The following is an 18,780-nucleotide window of genomic DNA, read 5'->3' as shown; positions in this document are numbered from 1 at the left end:
CACCGTCGCCGGTCACTATTGATTATAGAAGTGACGTTGGCGTATTCGTCAATCCAAGCGACCGGAGGGGCGGATGGCGCACATCGAACTCGAGCCAGGACAGCCCGGAATACTGGGACTGTTCGCCTTCCGTCCGGAGACGGCCAAGCCGCTCTCCGAACTCGCCGAGGTGCTGCTGCGCGGGCCGAGCACGCTGAGCCGCGGCGAGCGCGAGCTGATCGCCACCGTGGTTTCGCGGGGCAACGAGTGCTTCTTCTGCGCCTCGGCGCACGGTGCGGTGGCCGCCGCGCAGCTCGCGGGCGGTGCGGAAGCGGTCGAGTCGGCGGCGCGGGACGCCGATCAGGCGCCGATCTCGGAGAAGCTGAAGGCGTTGCTCAAGATCGCGTTGCTGGTGCGAGAGGACGGTCGCTCGGCCGACGAGGCTGCCGTCCTCGCCGCGAAGACCGCCGGTGCGACAGACCTGGAGATCCACGACACGGTGCTGATCGCCGCGGCCTTCTGCATGTTCAACCGCTACGTCGACGGCCTTGCGACGTTCGCACCGCCTGATCCGGCCGCGTATGCGAACCAGGCGAGGAAAATCGTCGATCACGGCTACCTCGCGGTCAGCCGCGGCTGAAGCCGCCACCCCCGCCCGCAACGGGCCTGCCCTGGCCGAGCAGCGTGCCGAGGCACGACACCAGCGTGCGCGCCTCGACGTTGAAGTAGTGCCCGTGCCGGATCAGCTCGCTCACCTGGTGCATGGTCAGCCAGCGATGCCGCGGCGACGGCGTCAGCGACACCTCCGGGCCGACCTCGACGATCCGGTACCGGGTCAGCGCGTTGCGGAACCGGCCGCCCTCCTCGGACAGCACGGTGTCGAACCGGACCGTGCCGCGGCCGGGCCACCATGACCGTTCGGCGTCCGGGATCGGCTCGGTCGCCAGCGCCTGGACGGTCGGCGCCAGCTCGACCCGGTCGAGCAGCCCGAACTCCGGCTTCGCCTGGAACAGCAGGTGCGCCACCCCGTCGAGCACGCGGACGAAAAGGGTGGCCACCCCAGTCCCGAACGGTTCCAGCAGCGGCTGGGTCCACCGGGCGACTTCCCGGTCGGCGGCCCGCACGCGCACCCCGACGACGCGGAACCGCGACCGGTCCCGGTCGACGATTTCGTGCCTGCCGCACAGCCACCCGTCGACCTCGTTCAGCGGGATCGTCCGGGCCTGCTCGTCGCATTCCGCCTTCGCCGAGGCGAACCAGCTCAGCACGGCCCGTTCGGGGTGCAGCGCCCGCGTGCCGCGCCAGGACCGCAGCAGTGCGGCGCGGAAGGGATCGGCGGCCGTCTCGGCGCGGATCTCGGGGACGTCGGCGGGCATGCCGGACAGCACCGTGCGAGTGTCCATGTTGACCAGATTCGGCACGGTCAGCAGATCCCACACGAGGCGCAGCGGCAGCCAGGCGAAATTCGGTTCGACGGCGACCGGTTCCTCGGCGCGCACGATCATGTTCCGGTTGCTCTTGTGCCAGAACCAGCAGCCTTGTTCGGATTGGATCACGTCGGTGCGGACGCGCCGCGTCGCCACCCCGGCGAAGTGCTCCAGATACGGTGGCCTGCGCCCGCCGTGGACCCGGGTGTAGTTGCTGCGGGTGGCCTGCACGGTAGGGGAGAGCTGCACCCCGTTGCAGTTGCCCGGTTCCGCCTTGGCCTGCAGGAGACAGTAGGTGACACCGCGGTGCTCGGCGACCAGGATGCCCAGTATGCCGATCTCGGGCTGGCAGATGACCGGCTGCCGGGTGACGACCTGGCCGCCGCGGACGCCTTCCAGCCCGGCGACGGAGAAGAACTGGCCGCTGACGTGCGAGAGGTTCCCGGTGTCCGGCTGGAACTCCCAGCCGTCCAGGTCATCGAGCGCCGCTTCGGCGACGTCGATCCGGTTCGCCGCGCACCGCCCTGCCCACCACGCGCGGAAGGCGGGCAGCGAATCGACGACGTCGTCCGGATGCGGCGCCGCGAGCGCCCTCGTTCCGCTCGTCATGTCCGGTCAGCCGATCGCGCGCAGCAGGGCGTCGAGCACGCGGTCCTGGTCGGCCGGCGGCAGCGACGGGTACATCGGCAGCGAGAAGATCTCCTCCGCCGCCTGCTCGGTCACCGGCAGATCGCCCTTCTTGTACCCCAGCCGGAGAAACCCGGTCTGCCGGTGCACTGGCCAGGGATAGCTGACGGTCAAGGCGATTCCCTCGGCGCGCATCCGCTCGATGATCCGGTCCCGTTCGGGATGCCGGACCACGTACAGGTAGTACACGTGCGTGTTGCCCGGCGCGACGACCGGCGTGCGGACCGCCTCGACCCCGGCCAGCGCCGCGTCGTAGCGCTCGGCGACCGCGCGCCGGGCGGCGAGGTAGCCGTCGAGCCTGCGCAGCTTGCGGCGCAGGATCTCCGCTTGGACCTCGTCGAGTCGCGAGTTGAACCCCGGTGTCTGCACCACGTGATAGGTATCGGCCATCCCGTAGTAGCGCAGCCTGCGCAGCGCGCCCGCCAGATCGTCGGCGTCGGTGAGGACCGCGCCGCCGTCTCCGTAGGCACCGAGCACTTTGGTGGGGTAGAAGGAAAACGCCGCGAGATCGCCGACGGTGCCCGCCGTGACCCCGTCCCGGCGCGCGCCGTGGGCCTGCGCGCAGTCCTCGATCAGCCACAGCCCGTGCCGGTCCGCGATCCCGCGCAGGGCCGTCAGATCGGCGCACTGCCCGTAGAGGTGCACCACGACAATGGCCCGGGTCCGCGGCGTAACTGACGCCTCGACCTGGTCGGTGTCCATCAGATAGGTGCCGTCGGCACGGATGTCCACCAGCACCGGAGTCGCGCCGGTCGCGTCGATCGCGACCACTGTCGGCGCGGCCGTATTGGACACCGTGATGACCTCGTCGCCCGGACCGACGTCGCAGGCCCGCAGCGCGAGTGCGATCGCGTTCGTCCCGTTGTCGACGCCGACGCAATGCCGGACCCCGTGATACTCCGCGAACTCCCGCTCGAATCCCCGGACACTTTCGCCCAGCACGAGCTGCCCCGAACGGAAAACCGTGTCCACCGCGTCGAGAAGGTCGTCCCGTTCGGCGGCGTACTCGTTCAGGTACCCCCAGACTCGTTGCAGCACAGGCCCTCCTCGTTGCTCTGACTCGCTCACGCCAGTGCCGCCGCGACGGTGTCCTCCAGGCCGGTTCGGACGGACACCCGCGCCGCCCATCCGGTCCGCTCCTGGAACGCCGAGGGATCGACGACCATGCTCGCCAGATCGGTGGCGCTCAACGGCCGCGGCGGCGGCGCGGTGACCACCGGAACCGGCGCGGTGCCCGTCCGGCGGGCGACGATCTCGGCGATCATCCGGAACGCGTCGCCGAGCGGGGTTCCCACGCAGGTGCCGGCGAGCCAGTGCCGGCCGGCGAGTTCGTCGGCATGGTCCAGCGCCGCCAGCACCGCCGTCGCGGCATCCCGCACGTGGAGCAGATCGCGCCGCACGGTTCCGTCGTGCCACATGGTCACTGGCTCGCCCGCGATCGCCCGGCGGAGCACGAAGGTGAGCGCTCCGCTGTCGAACCGGCCGTTCGCGGCGCTGAGCCCGTAAACCGTCGGAAGCCTGATCGATACTCCGCGCACGGTGCCTTCCGCGGTCGCCTGCAGGAGGGCGCGCTCGGCCGCGTGTTTGTCCTTTTCGAACGCGGTGGCCGGCCTGTCCTCCTCGGTGCCGTCGAGAAGACTCCGCGGCGGCACACCGACCTGCGTGACCGTACCCGCGTAGATCACGACCGGCGGCTTGGCGTCGAGAAGTTCGGTCATCACCCCGGAATCGAGCGACGGCGCACGACGGTCGGCGAGGAGATAGACGACGGCATCTGCGCCGTCCACGGCCTTGCGAAGCTCTTCCGGCTTTCGGAGGTCCCCGGACCGGCGGCTCACCGCGCGCACCCGCACCGGTCGTTCCGCAAGCGATGCGGCCACCACGGAACCGATCGTGCCCGTCGCCCCGAGCACCACGACCAACGGCCCGGTCATAGGAGGTGCACCTCGGGAACATGGACCAGCCACCGGCCGCCGCTCTCCCGGAATCCCGGCTCCTTCGCCACTATTTCCTCCGCGTGGTTCCAAGCGAGCAGCAGGGCGTAGTCCGGATAGGGCCGGGCGAACTCCTCGGGCGGCCGCACCGGGATGTGCGTCCCCGGCGTCACCAAACCCTGTTTGCTCGCCGTCGAGTCGCAGATGAACGGCAGCAGCTCCGGGCCGATCCCGCAGTAGTTGAGCAGAGTGGCGCTCTTCGCTGTCGCGCCGTAGCCGACTACCCGAGCGCCGGATTGCCGCAGCGCCAACAGTTCCCCGCCAAGTCTTTCCCGCACCCCCGAAACTCTCTCGGCGAAACCGGCCAGCGTCGCGGGCGCCGTCAGCTTCCGTGCCTCCTCGTCGGCGAGAAGCGCGCCGACCGCCGGCGAGGGCTGCCGGCGACCGCGCCGAGCCAGGGTGTACCGAACCTCGCCACCGTGCACGGGCACCCGCCGCACGTCGACCAATTCAAAACCGAACCGCCGCGCTACTTCCCGCACCGACCGCGCCGAGAACAGGTAGAAGTGCTCGTCGTAAATCTGGTCGAAGGCCGTCTTCTCCAGGACGTCTCCCACGTACGGGTCCTCGAAAACGAACACGCCGTCCGGAGCGAGCAGCGCGTGCACCCCGCGCAGGACCTCGCCGAGGTCCGGGATGTGGCTCATCGTGTTCGCAGCGAAGATGACGTCGGCCGTCCCGTCGACGGCCGCGACCTCCCGGGCGGACTCCTCGCCGAAAAACTCCTTCCTGACCCGTACGCCGTGTGCGGCGGCGATTTCCGCCACGTCGCCGGACGGTTCGAAGCCCAGGTGCCGCACCCCGGCCCGCTGTGCCGCCCGCAGGATGATGCCGTCGTTGCTGCCGATCTCGACGAGGAACGGGTCGGGCCCGGCGAGCGCGGTGCGGATCAGGTCGTCGGCCACGCCGAGGAAATGCCGGCTCATCCGGCTCGAACTCGACGAGAGAAACGGATAGTCCTCCCGGAACATCAGCTCCGCCGGAACCGCGTCGAGCTGCTGCACCAGCGTGCACGTGCCGCACTGCCCGGCCGCGAGCCGGAAGCGGAACTCGCCGGAGGTGTCGTCCGGGGCCCGGTACTGCTGCGAGATCGGCTGGAGCCCCAGGTCGAGAAACTCCTCGACCGGCCCGCTGCACATCCGGCACACCGCTTCAGCCACCCGGGTCACTATACATCAGTCAAGTGATATTCACGGGGTGCTGAGGCAGCCGAGGACCTCGGTCCGCCGAAGCGGTGACCAGCCTTGACGCCATAGGAAACTTAAGTAAGATACCCAGGCGGGAAGCCAGCCGTGGCAACCCCGCCCGGCATGGCCCCGACTACGAAAGTCAGGGGATCGAGATGCAGAAGGCGCAGCGCTCCGGGAGAGTTCCGCAACCCGCAAGGACTTTCGATCGATCAAGCCGGCAATCTCGTGGTGATCGTGGGGTGCACCCGACCGCCCCACGTCCAGGTGTTCAAACCGAGCGGCGCGGCGTTGTCGCAGGCGGCGCCGTACACGTTCCGCAACAACATCGCCAACCCCGGCCCGACGCAGGCGCCGCTGTGGCTCGACACCCGCCAGCGGACCGAGGGCGGCCGCTTCCGGGGCGACGGCCACGGCGATACGGAGTGGCGTTATCCCATCGACTCCGCCATCGACGCCGACGGCCGGGTGCTCATCCTCGACGGGCACGTGGTCAAGATTTTCGGCATCGACGGCCACCACCTGTCCACGTTCGGCGGCTCGGGCTGGGAAGAGCAGGACTTCATCAGCCCGTGCGGCATCGCGGCCGACCGCCGGAACCGCATCATCGTCACGGACAACGCCGGCGCCAACCCGCACGTGAAGCAGGAGCGCCCGCGCGGACAGGTCAAAGTCTTCGACAAGAACGGAAAGTTCCAGTTCAGCTTCGGCCCCTTGGGCGCGGACGCCGGGCAGCTGAAGTCGCCGATCGGCGTGGCCACCGACAGCCAGGACCGCATCATCGTCGCCGACCAGGGGAACAACCGCGTCCAGATCTTCGACTCCTCCGGCGCGCACGTCGCCCACTTCGGGACGCTCGGCACCGGCGACGGCGAGCTGAACTGGCCCTTCGGAGTGGCGGTCAACGCCGACGACGAGATCATCGTGGCCGACGCCGGGAACAACCGCGTGCAGGTCTTCGACTCCTCGGGCCGGTATCTGCGCCAGTTCGGCTCGCTCGGTCTCGGCGACGGCGAGATGAACTACCCGTTCCACGTCGCGGTGGACCGCGAGAACAACGTCGTGGTCGCGGACTCGGGCAACGACCGGGTGCAGGTGTTCCGGCCGGACGGGCAGTACACGGCGAAGTTCGGGGTCGTCCGGAAGCGCACGGTGCACGCCTTCGGCGAGAGCGATTTCAACTTCCCGATCGGTCTTGGCCAGGACTCGAAGGGCAACATCATCGTCTCCGACACGCGGAACCACCGCATCCTGGTCCTCACCCCCGACGGCGATCTCGTCCGTTCGTTCGGGGAGCTGGGTTCGGGCCGCGGCCAGTTCCACTTCCTCACGATTCCCACCTCGCTGGCAGTCGACGCACAGGACCGCATTCACGTCGTGGATCCCGGGAACCAGCGGGTACAGGTGTTCTCGCCCGACGGAGAGTTCCAGCTCGAGTTCGGCGGCCTTGGCCGGGGCGAGGGCACCTTCAACACCCCGTCCGGCATCGCCGTGGACTCCGCGGGCCGGATCTTCGTCGGCGACGGCGGGAACAGCGTGGTGCAGGTCTTCGACTCCGCAGGCAAGTTCCAGTTCCAGTTCGGCGAGAACGGCGACGGCGAGGGCCAGTTCAACGGCTTCCAGATCAGCGTCGCCGCGCTAGAGGGCGACCGCATCGCCGCTGTCGACGGCAGGAACCACCGCGTCCAGATCTTCGACTCGCGGGGCGTCTTCGAGCGCAGCATCGGCACCGAGGGCGTCGAGGAGGGCAACTTCCGGATGCCGGGATCGGTGAGCGCCGATCGGGCCGGCACCAGCTTCGCGGTGACGGATCCCGGCAACGACCGGGTGCAGGTCTTCAACGCGGCCAGCGGAGACCTGGAGGGCACGATGGCGGTCACCGGCCAGACCTGCGGCGACCTCCTGCTCGACGCGCAGGCGGCACGGATCCTGGTGGCGATTCCGGCCAACGACCGCATCCAGGTCTTCAATATGAACGTGACGGAAAGCTGACCCGAGGCCGGGCCCGGAGGTCAGGGCTCCAGCGCGGCCAGGAGCCGCGCCCGGTCCTCCGGCCCGGCCGCTCGGTGCGGCCTTGCCTCCGCGTCGGCCTTCTCGAGGAGTTCGGCGATTCCGGGACGGGCGAACACCTCCGCGGGCAGGGCTGTGCACAGGAAGATCTCGAGCAGACCGCGGAATGCCTCCGGGTCGGAGCGGGCGACGGTGGCCAGCCTCGCGGTCGGCGAATCCACGCGCAGCGGCGGCTTTCCATGGCGGATGGCGTCCATCTCGGCGACCCGCACCGCGTCCACTTCGAACTGGTCGTGCACGAACGGCGCGACGTCTTGCTCGGTGCGAGCGTCCCACTCGAGCGCGAACGTTGCCGGATCGTCCAAGTGGTCGCGAACGACGCGACGCAACGTCTGCGCGTGCAGCAGCCCCACCGCCAGCCCCCTGCCCGCGGAAGGGTTGGTGCACGCCCACGCGTCGCCGACGGCGGCGAACCCGGTGGCCACCGGCAGGCCGTCGACCGCGAAGCGCCGGTGCCGGTCCATGATCCCGGCCATCGCCACCACGTCGGAAATCGGCTTGCCGTCCAGGAAAGGCGCGATCTTGGGGTTGAGCGACGCGACCCTGGTGAAGACGTCCGGATCCCGGAGGCTCTTCAGCGGCGCGTCGTCGCTGAGCCCGAACACCGTGACCGACCAGGTGTCGTTGTCGCTGTCGATCGTGAGCAACGAGACGCTGCCCATCGGCTGCAGGGGAGGGCCGCGGCGTTCCGGGCGCTGCGCCGCGGTGAAATAGCGCGTGTAGTAGACGAATCCGCGATCCCCTTCCGCGACAGGGGGATTCGGGGCGCCGGCCGCGGACAGCCAACGGGCCGACGGGGTGCGCCGGCCCATCGCGTCGACGACCAGATCGGCCGGGAATTCCGCACCGTCCACTGTGCGCACTCCGGTGAGATGGGGCACGCCGGGCACGACGTCGGTGCCGAGACACAGTTCCGCCACCCGCACGCCGCGGCGGACCTCGACGCCTCGATGCTCGGCCGCGGCGGCGGCCACCACGGATTCCACGACCGGCCTCCGCCCGGTGACCGCCATCAGGCGCTCGTCTCCCGGGCGCGGACCACGGTCGGCGATCGACGGCGGCGCGTGGCGCACGTAGTCGACGGGGAGGCATCCGGCGGCCCGCAGCCGATCGGTCAGCCCGGGCAGCTCCTCGTCGCACACCAAGCGAAACCGGCTCAGCAGGCTGTGCGGCTGGCGGAACTGGGCGACTCCGCGCCGCCGCCACGTCTCCCACGTCCCCGGCCCCTCGGGCGGGGTGCTCTCGGAGTCGGCCTCCAGCACGGTCACCTCGTGCCCGTCGGCCGCCAGCATCATGGCGGTCGCCAGCCCGATCACACTGCCGCCGCACACCACTATCCGGCTCATCCGCGCCCTTCGCCGACCGACGGTAACTAAAGATTATGATAGCGTTTTTCCGATCAGGATGGCAGTACAGACATCGTGACCCTCGAGTCCGGCACGTGCCGACGGATCGGAGAGGCGCCATGTATCTCACCCAGGGTCTGCACCGCGTCGTCCAGCAGCGGCCGGCCGGGATCGGCACCGTGTGCGCCGGTCGCGTGCGCACGCACGCCGAGTCCGCCGACCGGGTCGCCCGCCTCGCCGCCGCCTTCCGCGGGCTCGGTCTCCGCGACGGCGACCGGGCCGCGATTCTGTCCGTCAACTCCGACCGCTTCCACGAGTCCGCCGCCGCGACGCTGCGGGCGGGCGGGGTCGTCGTCCCGGTCAACTACCGGTGGAGCGTCGCGGAGATCGCCGATTCGCTGGCCGAGGTCGACGCCCGGATCCTGGTGGCCGACGACGCCTTCGCCGGGCTCGCCGAGGAGATCCGGGCTGGGCACGGCCGGCTCGCGCACGTCGTCCACTCCGGCGACGGTCCCACGCCCGAGGGCCTGCACGCCTTCGAGGAACTCGTCGCGGGCCACGAACCGATCGAGGACGCCCGCCGCGGCGGCGACCAGCTCGCGGGCGTTTTCTACACCGGCGGCACGACCGGCCGGTCCAAGGGCGTCATGCTGAGCCACGACAACCTGCTGACCTCGGCCATGGGCTGGCTGGCCACCGACGGCTTCGAGCCCGGCGGGGTCCTGCTGTACGCCTCGCCGATGTTCCACCTCGCCGCGTTCACCACCTGGGTCTTCAGCGGCGTGCTCGGCTGGACGCAGGTGATGACCGCGACGTACGACCCGCTGACCGTGGCGACGGCCGTACAGGAATATGAAGTGACCGATCTGACGCTGGTGACCACGATGATCCAGATGATCGTCGACCACCCGAGGATCGGGGAGTACGACCTGAGCAGCGTGCGCCGGGTCATGTACGGCGCCTCGCCGATGTCGGACGCCCTGATCGCCCGCGCGATGACGGCGCTGCCGAACGCCCGGTTCATCCAGGGGTACGGCATGACCGAGCTGGCCCCCGCGGCCACCATCCTGCGGCCCGCCGATCACGAGGACTCGGCGCGCCGCAAGTCCGTGGGCCGCGCCGCGCCGCACTGCGAGGTGCGGATCGTCGATGCGGCCGACGCCGAGCTGCCGCGGGGCAAGGTGGGCGAGATCGTCGTGCGCGGCGGCAACCTCATGCTCGGCTACTGGAACCGTTCCGACGAGACCGCCGAGGCGCTGCGCAACGGCTGGATGCACACTGGCGACGTCGGCTGGATGGACGACGAGGGCTACCTCTTTCTCACCGACCGCCTCAAGGACTTGATCATCTCCGGCGGCGAGAACGTGTACTCCGTCGAGGTGGAGAACTGCCTCGCCGCGCACCCGGGCGTGGCGACGTGCGCGGTCATCGGGGTGCCGGACGACACGTGGGGCGAGCGAGTGCACGCGGTCGTCGTCCCGGTCGACGGCGCCGCCGTATCACTGGAGGATCTGCGTGCCTTCTGCGCTCGGCGGATCGCCGCGTACAAGGCGCCCCGCTCGCTGGACGTCGTCGACACGCTCCCGCTCTCGGCGGCGGGCAAAGTGCTCAAACGCGAGTTGCGCCGACCGTACTGGGAAAGGCAGGAGCGGGCTATCCACTGATCGGAAAGGAACCATTAATCCGAACCTCGCCAATTTCGGTGACCGAGGCTTCGTGCTAATTCCGTTACGCTCGCCGTTGGTATTATTCGCCTCGCGATCGCGCTGCCGCGGGAACTGTTTCTTAATCTGCCGCAAAGCTCTTCATGCTCGTCAGCGGCACAGCTGTAGCGCGAGGACTCAGCCTTGGTTGGCGTCGAATGGTCCCCGCGCAAATTACGGCAGGGTCGCGGATCATTCCATCGACAGGCAGAGAGAAAACGGCGGAAAGCGCGGTTCCGGCGCGGTGCAGATGCTGAAACCGCGCTGCGACGTCGAATATCTCGGCGGCAGCGCGGGACGAGACCGCTATCGGGCTCCCGCGATGCCAGCGGCGTCTGTCCCGGCGTCCAGACCCAGCAGATCGCAGCATCGGACGACCGCGTCCATGTCGCCTTCCAAGGTCAGCCGACCGGTCACCATCGCCATGAGCGGTGTCAGCCGGCTCGCGCCGATCTCCACGAAGGTGGCGGCGTCAGTCTTGGCATGCATGGCAGGCTCGGTCGCTTCGCCCTTCACCGCACGCGCCTGACCCTCCGCCGTCTCGATGTGAAACACCTGGTCGTCGACCTGGAACTCGTAGCTTTCCGCGAGGTCCGGAGCCACCCGCTCCTGGTCGAGCATGGCCTCGACCGCGAGGAAACCCCAGTGCGGCCGCACCGTGTCCTCGGGGCTGAGATCGCCGACGAACTCCATGCCCCATCGCGCCAGCCCCAGAATCAGCGGCCGGAGTTCCTCTCCGGCCTCGGTCAGCCCGTAGGCCAGCTGCGCGCCGGTGCCGCGCACGTCGACCTGGCGGGCGACGCCCTTGGCGACCAGGAACTTCAAGCGTTCCGCCAGCAGGTTCGTGCCGATCCCCGGCAGGTTGGCCAGGATGTCGCTGTAGCGCGCCGGCCCCATGAGCAGTTCGCGGACGATGAGCAGGGTCCAGCGCTCGCCGATGACGTCAAGCCCGGATGCGAGGCCGCAGTACTGGTGATAACTCCGCCGGCTCGTCACGCCGCACCTCCGCTACCTATAACCGCACTCAGGCCACCTGCGACCACTAGTTTAACCGGTAGTCGCCGCAACTTCTGAACAGCAGGAAAGCCGCCTGATTTCGGGGACGCCGACCAACCGGGCGACTGCTGTCCCGAATAGCGGTGCAGAAGGCTCCACCCAATCAATGCGTAGTGACTTGCCGACGGAATCGAAGTTCGCTCCTCTTCTGGAGACACCCTAACTCCGTTGGCGAACCGCCGCACGCCGCGACAGCTGCCGACGAGGTCCAGGCGCGCGGGACGTCCGTGCAAGTCACTAAGGAAAATTATAGTATTGTGCGGGGTCGGCTGAGGAGGTCCACAGTGGTGACGATAGTGGTTCCGTCGGTGTGGACGGCGGATCGGCGCTCGCAGTTCGAGGTCGAGGAGGGCTCGCTGTTCGAGGTCCTGCAGCGATTTGTCGCGCAACGCCCCGACTGCCGGGAGCGCGTGCTGGGGCCGGACGGTCAGCCTTTGCTGTTCGTCAACGTGTCGGTGAACGACCACCTGGTGCCCCGAAAGCAGCGTGCCGCGACCGTCGTGCCTGCGGGCAGCACCGTCATCCTGCTCGCGCCGATGGCCGGAGGCTAGTTCCGCATAGGACGCTCGGCCGCCTCGGCCACCGCGACGGACAGCGGCGTCCCAGTGGGCACCACGCGGCACAGCCGCAGTCCCGCCCGGGTGATCAGCGGTTCGAGTTCGCCCGCGGTGCGCTCCCGCCCGGAGAGCGCGCCTAGCATCATGAAGTCCATCGCCTTGCTGTCGTGCGGCTCGTCGCCCGGCGGCACGAACGCGTCGATGACGAGCACCCGCCCGCCCGGCCGGAGGGACCGACGGCAGTTGGACAGGATCTGCACGCTCTGGTCGTCGTCCCAGTTGTGGATGATCCGCTTCAACAGGTACGCGTCGGCCGGCGGAACCGACTCGAAGAAGTCACCCGCGACGACCTCCACCCGCCCCGCAAGCCCCTCGACCGCCGGCTGGTGTTTGACCACCTCGTCCGGCCGGTCGAACAGGATGCCCCGCAGCGAAGGATTGGCCTCCAGCACGGCATGCAGAAATCCGCCGTATCGGCCGCCGATGTCCGCGACAGTGCCGGAGCCGGGCAGTTCGCAGGCGCGGGCGGTCAGCTGGTTCTCGGCGGCGGAGACGGCTTCCATCCCGGCGTAGAACAGATCCGCCTTCGCGGGGTCGGAGCCGAAGTAGTCGTCGATGGTGCTGCCGAAGATCGCCGCGAACGACGGCGACTGCGTCCGGAGCGTGTCGCCTACGACGTGGCTCGTCCGCCAGAACATGTCGTCGGTGAGCATCAGGATCGCCTCCCGGACCGACTTCGGGGCGTCGCTGCGCAGCGCGGAGCCCGCGGCGGTGAGCCGGAAGCGGTCCGGGCCCTCCGTCGAGACGATGCCCCGGGCCGCGAGCAAGCGCAGGACGCGGCGCAGCCCGGCGGCATCGCTCTCGGTCGCCTTGGCGAGGGTGGCCACGTCGCAAGCCTCGTCCGCCATGTGGTCGGCGACTCCGAGAGCCGCGGCGGCGCGCAGGGCGGCCGCGTAGGTGTAGCTCATCGCCTCGGAGACGAGGAACAGCGCGGACTGATCGGCGGAGTTCATCAGGCCTGCTGCTGTGACCACCACCGGTTCTCGGTGGTGCTGTAGAACTCCTCGATGTACGCGACGAACTTGTCGCGCTGCACGTAGCCGTCCTGGTCGTCGTCGAGCTGCTGGAACATCTTGAGGCTTTCCGCCTGGTCCCAGCCGGTCACCGTCTGGCAGGTCATCCACCGCTGCAGCGAGACGCGGCCTTCGCCGTCCGGGTCGCCGATGTCGAACACGCCGATCGCCCATGGCGCGGCTGCCTTTTCGACGAAGCCGGGCTGCTCGTGCGAATCCACCCATTCCTGTTTGCTGACCCGCTTGTCGCCGTCCTCGTCGAAGTGGCCGATGAGGTCCTGCCACAGCCGGTTCGCCTTGTGCGTGATCTGGTTCCACGCCGGGTGGCCGGGCGGCACCTGCAGGGCCACGCACCAGCGCTGGACGAGAACGTCGAGGTCGAGCTGCCCGATCTGCCCGTCGTGGTCGACATCGAAGGCGTCGAAGAGCATCTCGTACTCTTGCTGCCGTACCGAGGTGGTCATCGTCTCTCCCTTGGGGGATCGGGCCAGCAACGGGTCGAGCCGGTCGCGGAGCAGGAACTCCCATGCCTCGCCGTGCTCGGCACTCGTCTTCTCGTCACGGAAACCGGCGTGGGTCAGGCGCAGGCGGGAACCGTCGCCGCGGGGTTCGATCTCGACCCGCAGCACGGTCTCCACCCCGCGCGTGCCGGCCTCGTTGAGCCAGGTCATCTCAAGCAGCTGGTCCGCCTCGTACGCGAGGATCCGCCCGTAGTGCGGGTGCCGCGTTCCCATGTGGAAGGTCTCGAAGAAGTACGGGACGCCTGGTTCGGGCTTCATCCAGATAGCGCCCGGTTCGGCGAACCACTCGTCGAACCGGTGGGCCCAGGCGCGGAAGACGACCTCGGGCGAGGCGTCGGTGTCATGGACGACAGTAGCCTCGAACGGCCGGTCCGAGAGGTCAGGCCGCATCACGTCGTCGCCCCAGTCATTCGCAAAAAGTTAGCCGCACACTATACGTTAGTCAAGTGATGAGCTAGGTTGGCCGCATGCGGATCCTGGTCACTTCCGTCCCCGCTATCGGCCATTTCCTGCCCGTCGTGCCGCTCGCCCAAGCGTTCCGGGCGGCGGGCCACGAGGTGCTCGTCGCGCTGGCCGAGCACGGCCAGGTCGCCGCGACCGCGGGGTTTCCGGTGGTCGACGTGGCTCCTGGCTACGACTCGGTCGCCGTCACCAGCGGGGTCCTGCGGGACGATCCCGCGTTCCACGCGAACGTCTGGAACGTCACGGTCACCCCCGGGATGACGATCGCGCCGCGCGCCCCGATGTTCGCCGCGATCAACCGCCCGCTGGTTCCCGGCACGGTCGAACTGGCCGACCGGTGGCGCCCCGATCTCGTGGTCTACGAGCAGACCGCCACGGTGGGGCCGATGGTCGCCGCCCGGCTCGGCATTCCTTCGGTACAGCAAAACATAGCGATCCTGAGTACAGGTGACACGCATCCGGCCACCGCGGCACTGCTCGGCGACCTGTGCGACAAGTACGAGATCCCGGAGCTGCGCCCGCCGCTGATGACGCTCGAGGTGATCCCGCCGAGCATGCTGAGCGTGCCGGCCGAGGGATGGTGCCTGGGCGGGCGACCGTACAACGGCGGCGGGGTGCTGGGCAGCGAACTGCCCGGCAAACCCGCGCGGGCGCAGGTGGCGGTCACGCTCGGATCGGGGTTCTCGGCCGAGTTCTATGGACTGGGCGCGCTCGAGCCGGTCATCGAAGCGGCGGCGGAGGTCGACGCCGACTTCCTGATCGCACTGGGCGTGGACGTCACCGACCGGCTGGGCTCGGTTCCGCCCAACGTGCGCTCGCTGGACCGGTGGTTCCCGTACACCGAACTGTTCCGCACCTGCGCCGCGGTCGTGCACCACGGCGGCGGCGGCTCGATCATGACCGCGATCGACGCCGGCGTCCCGCAGATGGTCGTCCGCAGCGAAGGCGACCCTGGCGGCAAGATCATGGGCGATGCCGTGCAGGACCGGGGCCTCGGGATCTCGACGACTCCGGCGGAGGTCACCGCGGAGCAGCTGAACCGCCTGCTGACCGACGACACCTTCAAGCAGGCGACGGCCGAGGTACAGGCGGAGGTGGCCGCCCTCCCGACACCGGCGACCGTCGCGGCGCGGCTGACCGGCATGATGAGCTGATCCGGCGCGAAACCGCCTGCCGGACAACGAGAATCGCCTCGCCTCCAGACGGGCGGGTCGCGGCTCGCCGAACTCGCGCAACGGGCCCCGCCGTCGCTCATGCTCGAAGTTTCCGGCGATCGCCGACGCGGCGGCGGATGATGCCGACGTAGACCTTCATCGGCGCGTGCCGGAGCGTCCGGGGCAGCCGCGGGTAGCACACCGCGACGAGCCGGAGCCCGTACCGGAGGATCCTGGCCTTTCTTGGCGTCCACGAATAGCCGAGGCCGTCCCTGATCGGTTCCGGCAGCAGCCCGATGGTGACGAAACGGTGCAGGGGAGGGCGATCCGCCAGGCGACCGGCAAACGGGAGGGGCAGAGCAGTGCCTCGGCGATCTCGCGGGAGGTGTCGTCGATGCGCATGGTGGCGATCATGCTCTGCCAGTACGAGGCGAAATCCCGCCGCGACGCCGGCCAAGCCTCGCGTGGGCAGCCGATTGCCGTGGCGAGCACGCTGTACTGCTGGTAGCACTCGTCGGCCTCGGCGGGCGGGAGAGGACCGAAAGCGCCTTCGTAGAGCGTGATGGCAGTGTCGTACATGGTCGCGGCGACCCAGACCTGCAAGGCCGGGTCGTCGGCCGAGTAGCCCGGACCGGCGACTTTCCGGTGCAGGGCGACCACGGTGCGGCTTACGCCGGCCGCCTCCTCGCGGGTGCCGAAGACCACGCCGTAGAGGTAGATCATCGTGTGGTGGAGGCGGCGGAGCGGGTTCCTGGCGAAACCGCTGTGCGCCGCGGTGCCCTGCGCGATCCCGGGGTGGGCGTTCTGCAGGATGGTGGCGCGTCCGCAGCCGAGGATGAGCAAGCTCTCGCAGGCGACCTTACGGATCGCCGAGGAATCGCCGAACTCCGGCCGGTCAGCGTGCGCACCGCTGCCGGGCAGCTGGGAACTGCCGACCTGAGACCGTTTCAAGCTCGTCACCACAGGATCCTGTTGAGCGGTTCGACGCGGCTGACCCCGGCGCGGCCCGCCCGGCCGCCAGCCGCAAGACGACGACGAGAATACCATATGATTATTAAGTGACTTCAGGATGATCTTGTAAAGGCGAGGGTGCTCCGGGAGCCACGGTCGGGTAGGACACCGGCGCTGACGGCCCCGCTGGCTTGTGCGACACGCGGGTTCACGCCAGAGTGGAGGGCACTCGCCTTGCTGAAATTCGCGAAAATGGCACTGAAATAGCACTGTCGGCCGGCGCTGTTGGCCGACCTGTCGCCCGAGAGGAATCGTGCACGATGGCAGATCATGACGCGTACATCGCCAAGTCTCCAGAAGACCTCCGCCCGCTTCTGGAGCAGGTGCGCGCGCAGCTTGCGAAAACCCTTCCGGATGCGCAGGAAGTCATGAAGTACAACATGCCCGGGTTCGAGGTGGGCGGCTCCATCGTCGCGGGATACGGGGCGTTCAGCAAACAGTGCGGCCTCTACGTGGCACCCGGTGCCATCGCGGCGCTCGCCGACGACATCGCCGCCGCCGGCCTCAAGGCGACCAAGAACGGCGTCACCTTCTCGGTGCGCCGGCCCATTCCGGACGATCTCGTCGGACGGCTTGCCCAGGCGTCCCGGAAAGACTTCGGCGTGTGAGGGCGTCGGGGAGCGGGCCACGCGCCCGTTCCCCGGCATTTCCAGCGGGTGCTTTCAGGCGCTGTGCGCGCACCGAAAACCGAGCGCGAAGTTCGACCATCCGAGCGGATCGCCGTGCAGTCGTTCGCAACAACGCACCTGATAACGGAAGTTCATCCAGGAACCACCGCGGATAACGCGGTAATTTCCCATCGCAGGGCGGATAGCCGGATCGAAACGGGCCGTGTCGGCGTACGGCTGCGACACCGTGGCCGTCCACTCGTACACGTTGCCGGCCATGTCGGCGCACCCGAACACGCTGTCGCCGGCAGGCGAGAAAGCTCCGACCGGAGTCGTCAGCGGCAGGTCGGCTTGGCCCTTGCCGACCGTCGCCCACCACTTCCGCCACTCGTCCAACGTGGTCATCTTCTCGCCGTAGTACTCGGCTGTGTTGGCCAGACTGGGATTCCAGCGGTTCCCCCACGGCCAGATCCGGAACACGGCACCGCGCGCCGCGTACTCCCATTCCGGCTCCGTGGGCAGCCGTTTGCCCGTCCACGCCGCGTACGCTGAAGCGTCGTTCCAGGAAACGTTCACCACTGGGTGGTTCTCGCGCCCGTCCGTTCCGGATCCGGGACCGGCAGGCGCGCGCCAGCTGACCCCCTCGCGTTCCGCCCAGCCGCGGTCGTACAGCATGCCGTACCCGCGGGACTCGGCATCCGTGCGGTATCCGGTGGCACGGACGAACTCGGCGAATTCGGCGACCGTGACCGGATGGCGGTCGATCCGGTAAGCCGGAAGGCGGCGGGAGACCTGCGGCGTCTCGTCGCCGAACCACTCCGGCGGCAGCGGCTGATCGGACTCGTCCAGCCAGCGCAGGACCCACGGCGGGCTGCCCTGGCGGAAACTTCCGGCCGGAATCGAGACCATTTCGTCCACCGCGTTCCTCCTTGCAGTGCCGGACCGAGGGCGCGCTCAGTGAACGCTTTTCACCGTGGTCGCGCCGACGTCGATCCCGGGATTCGAGGCGTCCCTCGGTGCTCCTTCCGGGCAGTTCGGATCCGGCGGCATCCGCGTCCCGCGCCGAGAATATTCTAGATATTTCTCAAGTTGCCAGAATGGGTAGCCCCTCCCTAAGGTGGCTGGGCACTGCGTGCCCGGCGCATGGCGCACAAAAAGGAGGAACGATGCCCACACGAAGCACCCCGTGGCCGAACGGCACCCCGTGCTGGATCGACTACGGCGCTTCCGACGTCGCCGCTGCCGAGGACTTCTACGGGCGATTGTTCGGCTGGGAGTTCGAAGACAGCGGAGCCGAGTTCGCCACGTACCACCTGGCGGCGAAGAACGGCGAGCAGGTGTGCGGTTTCGCCCCGCTGTCGACCCCGGAGGACTCGCCGGCGTGGACGACTTATCTGGCCACGGACGACGTCGAGGCCGTGGCCGAACGGATCCGGCAGGCCGGCGGCTCGGTGGTGGTGGAGCCCATGGACCTCGGCCCGATCGGCAAGATGCTGATCGCCCTGGACTCCGACGGCAGCGGCCTCGGCGTGTGGCAGGCAGGGGAGCGCACCGGTGTCCGGGTCTACAACGAGCCCGGCACGCTGGTCTGGAACGAGGCGATCCTCGACGACCCCGCGGCCGCGCAGAAGTTCTACTCGGCGGTCTTCGGGTACACCTTCGACAAGGCTCTCGACGCCGAAGCCCACGCGACCTTCGCCGTCGACGGCAGCCCGGCCGGCGGCGTGGGCGCGCGCGAGTCCGGCCTGCCCCGGGGATGGCTCGTCTGCTTCGCGGTGGAATCCGTCGAGGACACCGTCGCCAAGGCCGAGGCAGCCGGCGGCAAGGTGACGACGGGCCGGTGGGACACCCATGTCGGGAGCCTCGCGGTGCTCGAGGACCCTTGGGGCGGCGCGTTTTCGGTCGTGCAGGCACCGACGGGCAGCTGAGGACCGCTTCCCTCGCG

At 69.1% G+C, this 18,780-nt stretch carries 16 protein-coding genes and 1 pseudogene; 7 read left to right on the top strand and 10 right to left on the bottom strand.

Annotation, left to right across the window (positions count from 1 at the left end; all coding sequences use genetic code 11):
- Nucleotides 1-73 precede the first annotated feature (73 nt).
- Nucleotides 74-619, top strand: coding sequence for a carboxymuconolactone decarboxylase family protein (locus RPX00_RS37130; RefSeq protein ID WP_406632450.1), 546 nt, complete (start codon nucleotides 74-76; stop codon nucleotides 617-619).
- Here the strand turns inward: RPX00_RS37130 and RPX00_RS37125 are convergent.
- Genes RPX00_RS37125 through RPX00_RS37110 form a run of 4 tightly spaced genes read right to left on the bottom strand, consistent with a single transcriptional unit; the run spans nucleotide 606 to nucleotide 5,226 of the window.
- Nucleotides 606-2,015, bottom strand: coding sequence for an NDP-hexose 2,3-dehydratase family protein (locus RPX00_RS37125; protein WP_406632448.1), 1,410 nt, complete (start codon nucleotides 2,013-2,015; stop codon nucleotides 606-608). The genes RPX00_RS37130 and RPX00_RS37125 overlap by 14 nt on opposite strands.
- A gap of 6 nt (nucleotides 2,016-2,021) precedes the next feature.
- Complete coding sequence (locus RPX00_RS37120) at nucleotides 2,022-3,131, bottom strand: DegT/DnrJ/EryC1/StrS family aminotransferase (RefSeq protein ID WP_406632446.1); 1,110 nt, start codon at nucleotides 3,129-3,131, stop codon at nucleotides 2,022-2,024.
- A 26-nt stretch (nucleotides 3,132-3,157) separates the two neighbouring features.
- Nucleotides 3,158-4,027 (bottom strand): NAD-dependent epimerase/dehydratase family protein, encoded by an 870-nt coding sequence (locus tag RPX00_RS37115; protein WP_406632444.1) that lies wholly within the window; start codon nucleotides 4,025-4,027, stop codon nucleotides 3,158-3,160.
- A complete protein-coding gene (locus tag RPX00_RS37110; RefSeq protein WP_406643221.1) occupies nucleotides 4,024-5,226 on the bottom strand; it encodes a methyltransferase domain-containing protein in 1,203 nt (400 codons plus the stop codon). The genes RPX00_RS37115 and RPX00_RS37110 overlap by 4 nt, the downstream gene beginning before the upstream one ends.
- A gap of 285 nt (nucleotides 5,227-5,511) precedes the next feature.
- On the opposite strand from RPX00_RS37110, the gene RPX00_RS37105 reads away from it, so the two are divergent.
- The gene (locus RPX00_RS37105) at nucleotides 5,512-7,266 is read left to right on the top strand and encodes a 6-bladed beta-propeller (protein WP_406632442.1); all 1,755 of its coding nucleotides are present in this window, start codon (nucleotides 5,512-5,514) and stop codon (nucleotides 7,264-7,266) included.
- A gap of 20 nt (nucleotides 7,267-7,286) precedes the next feature.
- Here the strand turns inward: RPX00_RS37105 and RPX00_RS37100 are convergent, their stop codons facing one another.
- Nucleotides 7,287-8,690 (bottom strand): FAD-dependent oxidoreductase, encoded by a 1,404-nt coding sequence (locus tag RPX00_RS37100; RefSeq protein WP_406632440.1) that lies wholly within the window; start codon nucleotides 8,688-8,690, stop codon nucleotides 7,287-7,289.
- 119 nt (nucleotides 8,691-8,809) lie between these two features.
- On the opposite strand from RPX00_RS37100, the gene RPX00_RS37095 reads away from it, so the two are divergent.
- Nucleotides 8,810-10,354 carry a long-chain-fatty-acid--CoA ligase gene (locus RPX00_RS37095; RefSeq protein ID WP_406632438.1) on the top strand — a complete coding sequence of 515 codons (1,545 nt, stop codon included), beginning with the start codon at nucleotides 8,810-8,812 and terminating at the stop codon, nucleotides 10,352-10,354.
- Nucleotides 10,355-10,699: 345 nt separating this feature from the next.
- Here the strand turns inward: RPX00_RS37095 and RPX00_RS37090 are convergent, their stop codons facing one another.
- Complete coding sequence (locus RPX00_RS37090) at nucleotides 10,700-11,389, bottom strand: winged helix-turn-helix transcriptional regulator (protein WP_406632436.1); 690 nt, start codon at nucleotides 11,387-11,389, stop codon at nucleotides 10,700-10,702.
- 344 nt (nucleotides 11,390-11,733) lie between these two features.
- Here RPX00_RS37090 and RPX00_RS37085 point away from each other — a divergent pair, with 344 nt between their 5' ends.
- On the top strand, nucleotides 11,734-12,000 hold the full coding sequence (locus RPX00_RS37085) for a MoaD/ThiS family protein (RefSeq protein WP_406632434.1): 267 nt from the start codon (nucleotides 11,734-11,736) through the stop codon (nucleotides 11,998-12,000).
- Here RPX00_RS37085 and RPX00_RS37080 read toward each other — a convergent pair.
- The gene (locus tag RPX00_RS37080; RefSeq protein WP_406632432.1) at nucleotides 11,997-13,019 is read right to left on the bottom strand and encodes a methyltransferase; all 1,023 of its coding nucleotides are present in this window, start codon (nucleotides 13,017-13,019) and stop codon (nucleotides 11,997-11,999) included. The genes RPX00_RS37085 and RPX00_RS37080 overlap by 4 nt on opposite strands.
- Nucleotides 13,019-13,990 carry an SRPBCC domain-containing protein gene (locus RPX00_RS37075; RefSeq protein WP_406632430.1) on the bottom strand — a complete coding sequence of 324 codons (972 nt, stop codon included), beginning with the start codon at nucleotides 13,988-13,990 and terminating at the stop codon, nucleotides 13,019-13,021. Before RPX00_RS37075 ends, RPX00_RS37080 begins: the two co-directional genes overlap by 1 nt.
- A 77-nt stretch (nucleotides 13,991-14,067) precedes the next feature.
- Here RPX00_RS37075 and RPX00_RS37070 point away from each other — a divergent pair, with 77 nt between their 5' ends.
- Nucleotides 14,068-15,216: a glycosyltransferase gene (locus tag RPX00_RS37070; RefSeq protein WP_406632428.1), complete on the top strand. Its 1,149-nt coding sequence runs from the start codon at nucleotides 14,068-14,070 to the stop codon at nucleotides 15,214-15,216.
- 97 nt (nucleotides 15,217-15,313) lie between these two features.
- Here the strand turns inward: RPX00_RS37070 and RPX00_RS37065 are convergent.
- Nucleotides 15,314-16,263: pseudogene (locus RPX00_RS37065) on the bottom strand (oxygenase MpaB family protein).
- 224 nt (nucleotides 16,264-16,487) lie between these two features.
- Here RPX00_RS37065 and RPX00_RS37060 point away from each other — a divergent pair.
- Nucleotides 16,488-16,835: an iron chaperone gene (locus tag RPX00_RS37060; protein ID WP_406632426.1), complete on the top strand. Its 348-nt coding sequence runs from the start codon at nucleotides 16,488-16,490 to the stop codon at nucleotides 16,833-16,835.
- 54 nt (nucleotides 16,836-16,889) lie between these two features.
- On the opposite strand, the gene RPX00_RS37055 is transcribed toward RPX00_RS37060, so the two are convergent.
- Entirely contained in the window at nucleotides 16,890-17,744 is an 855-nt protein-coding gene (locus RPX00_RS37055) for a formylglycine-generating enzyme family protein (protein ID WP_406643219.1), read from the bottom strand.
- A gap of 257 nt (nucleotides 17,745-18,001) precedes the next feature.
- On the opposite strand from RPX00_RS37055, the gene RPX00_RS37050 reads away from it, so the two are divergent.
- The gene (locus RPX00_RS37050) at nucleotides 18,002-18,763 is read left to right on the top strand and encodes a VOC family protein (protein ID WP_406632424.1); all 762 of its coding nucleotides are present in this window, start codon (nucleotides 18,002-18,004) and stop codon (nucleotides 18,761-18,763) included.
- The last annotated feature ends 17 nt before the right edge of the window (nucleotides 18,764-18,780 follow it).

The sequence above is a fragment of the Amycolatopsis sp. WGS_07 genome (assembly GCF_045278895.1).
In the GTDB taxonomy this organism is placed as follows: Bacteria; Actinomycetota; Actinomycetes; order Mycobacteriales; family Pseudonocardiaceae; genus Amycolatopsis.
Note: the sequence above shows the minus strand (reverse complement) of the source record. Positions and strands in the feature narration are given on the sequence as shown.

Excerpts from the sequence above, each read along its gene's own strand:
- RPX00_RS37130 (WP_406632450.1), top strand. The coding sequence starts at position 74 with ATGGCGCACATCGAACTCGAGCCAGGACAGCCCGGAATACTGGGACTG.
- RPX00_RS37125 (WP_406632448.1), bottom strand. The coding sequence starts at position 2,015 with ATGACGAGCGGAACGAGGGCGCTCGCGGCGCCGCATCCGGACGACGTC.
- RPX00_RS37115 (WP_406632444.1), bottom strand. The coding sequence starts at position 4,027 with ATGACCGGGCCGTTGGTCGTGGTGCTCGGGGCGACGGGCACGATCGGT.
- RPX00_RS37110 (WP_406643221.1), bottom strand. The coding sequence starts at position 5,226 with ATGTGCAGCGGGCCGGTCGAGGAGTTTCTCGACCTGGGGCTCCAGCCG.
- RPX00_RS37100 (WP_406632440.1), bottom strand. The coding sequence starts at position 8,690 with ATGAGCCGGATAGTGGTGTGCGGCGGCAGTGTGATCGGGCTGGCGACC.
- RPX00_RS37095 (WP_406632438.1), top strand. The coding sequence starts at position 8,810 with ATGTATCTCACCCAGGGTCTGCACCGCGTCGTCCAGCAGCGGCCGGCC.
- RPX00_RS37080 (WP_406632432.1), bottom strand. The coding sequence starts at position 13,019 with ATGAACTCCGCCGATCAGTCCGCGCTGTTCCTCGTCTCCGAGGCGATG.
- RPX00_RS37075 (WP_406632430.1), bottom strand. The coding sequence starts at position 13,990 with ATGCGGCCTGACCTCTCGGACCGGCCGTTCGAGGCTACTGTCGTCCAT.
- RPX00_RS37070 (WP_406632428.1), top strand. The coding sequence starts at position 14,068 with ATGCGGATCCTGGTCACTTCCGTCCCCGCTATCGGCCATTTCCTGCCC.
- RPX00_RS37060 (WP_406632426.1), top strand. The coding sequence starts at position 16,488 with ATGGCAGATCATGACGCGTACATCGCCAAGTCTCCAGAAGACCTCCGC.
- RPX00_RS37055 (WP_406643219.1), bottom strand. The coding sequence starts at position 17,744 with ATGGTCTCGATTCCGGCCGGAAGTTTCCGCCAGGGCAGCCCGCCGTGG.
- RPX00_RS37050 (WP_406632424.1), top strand. The coding sequence starts at position 18,002 with ATGCCCACACGAAGCACCCCGTGGCCGAACGGCACCCCGTGCTGGATC.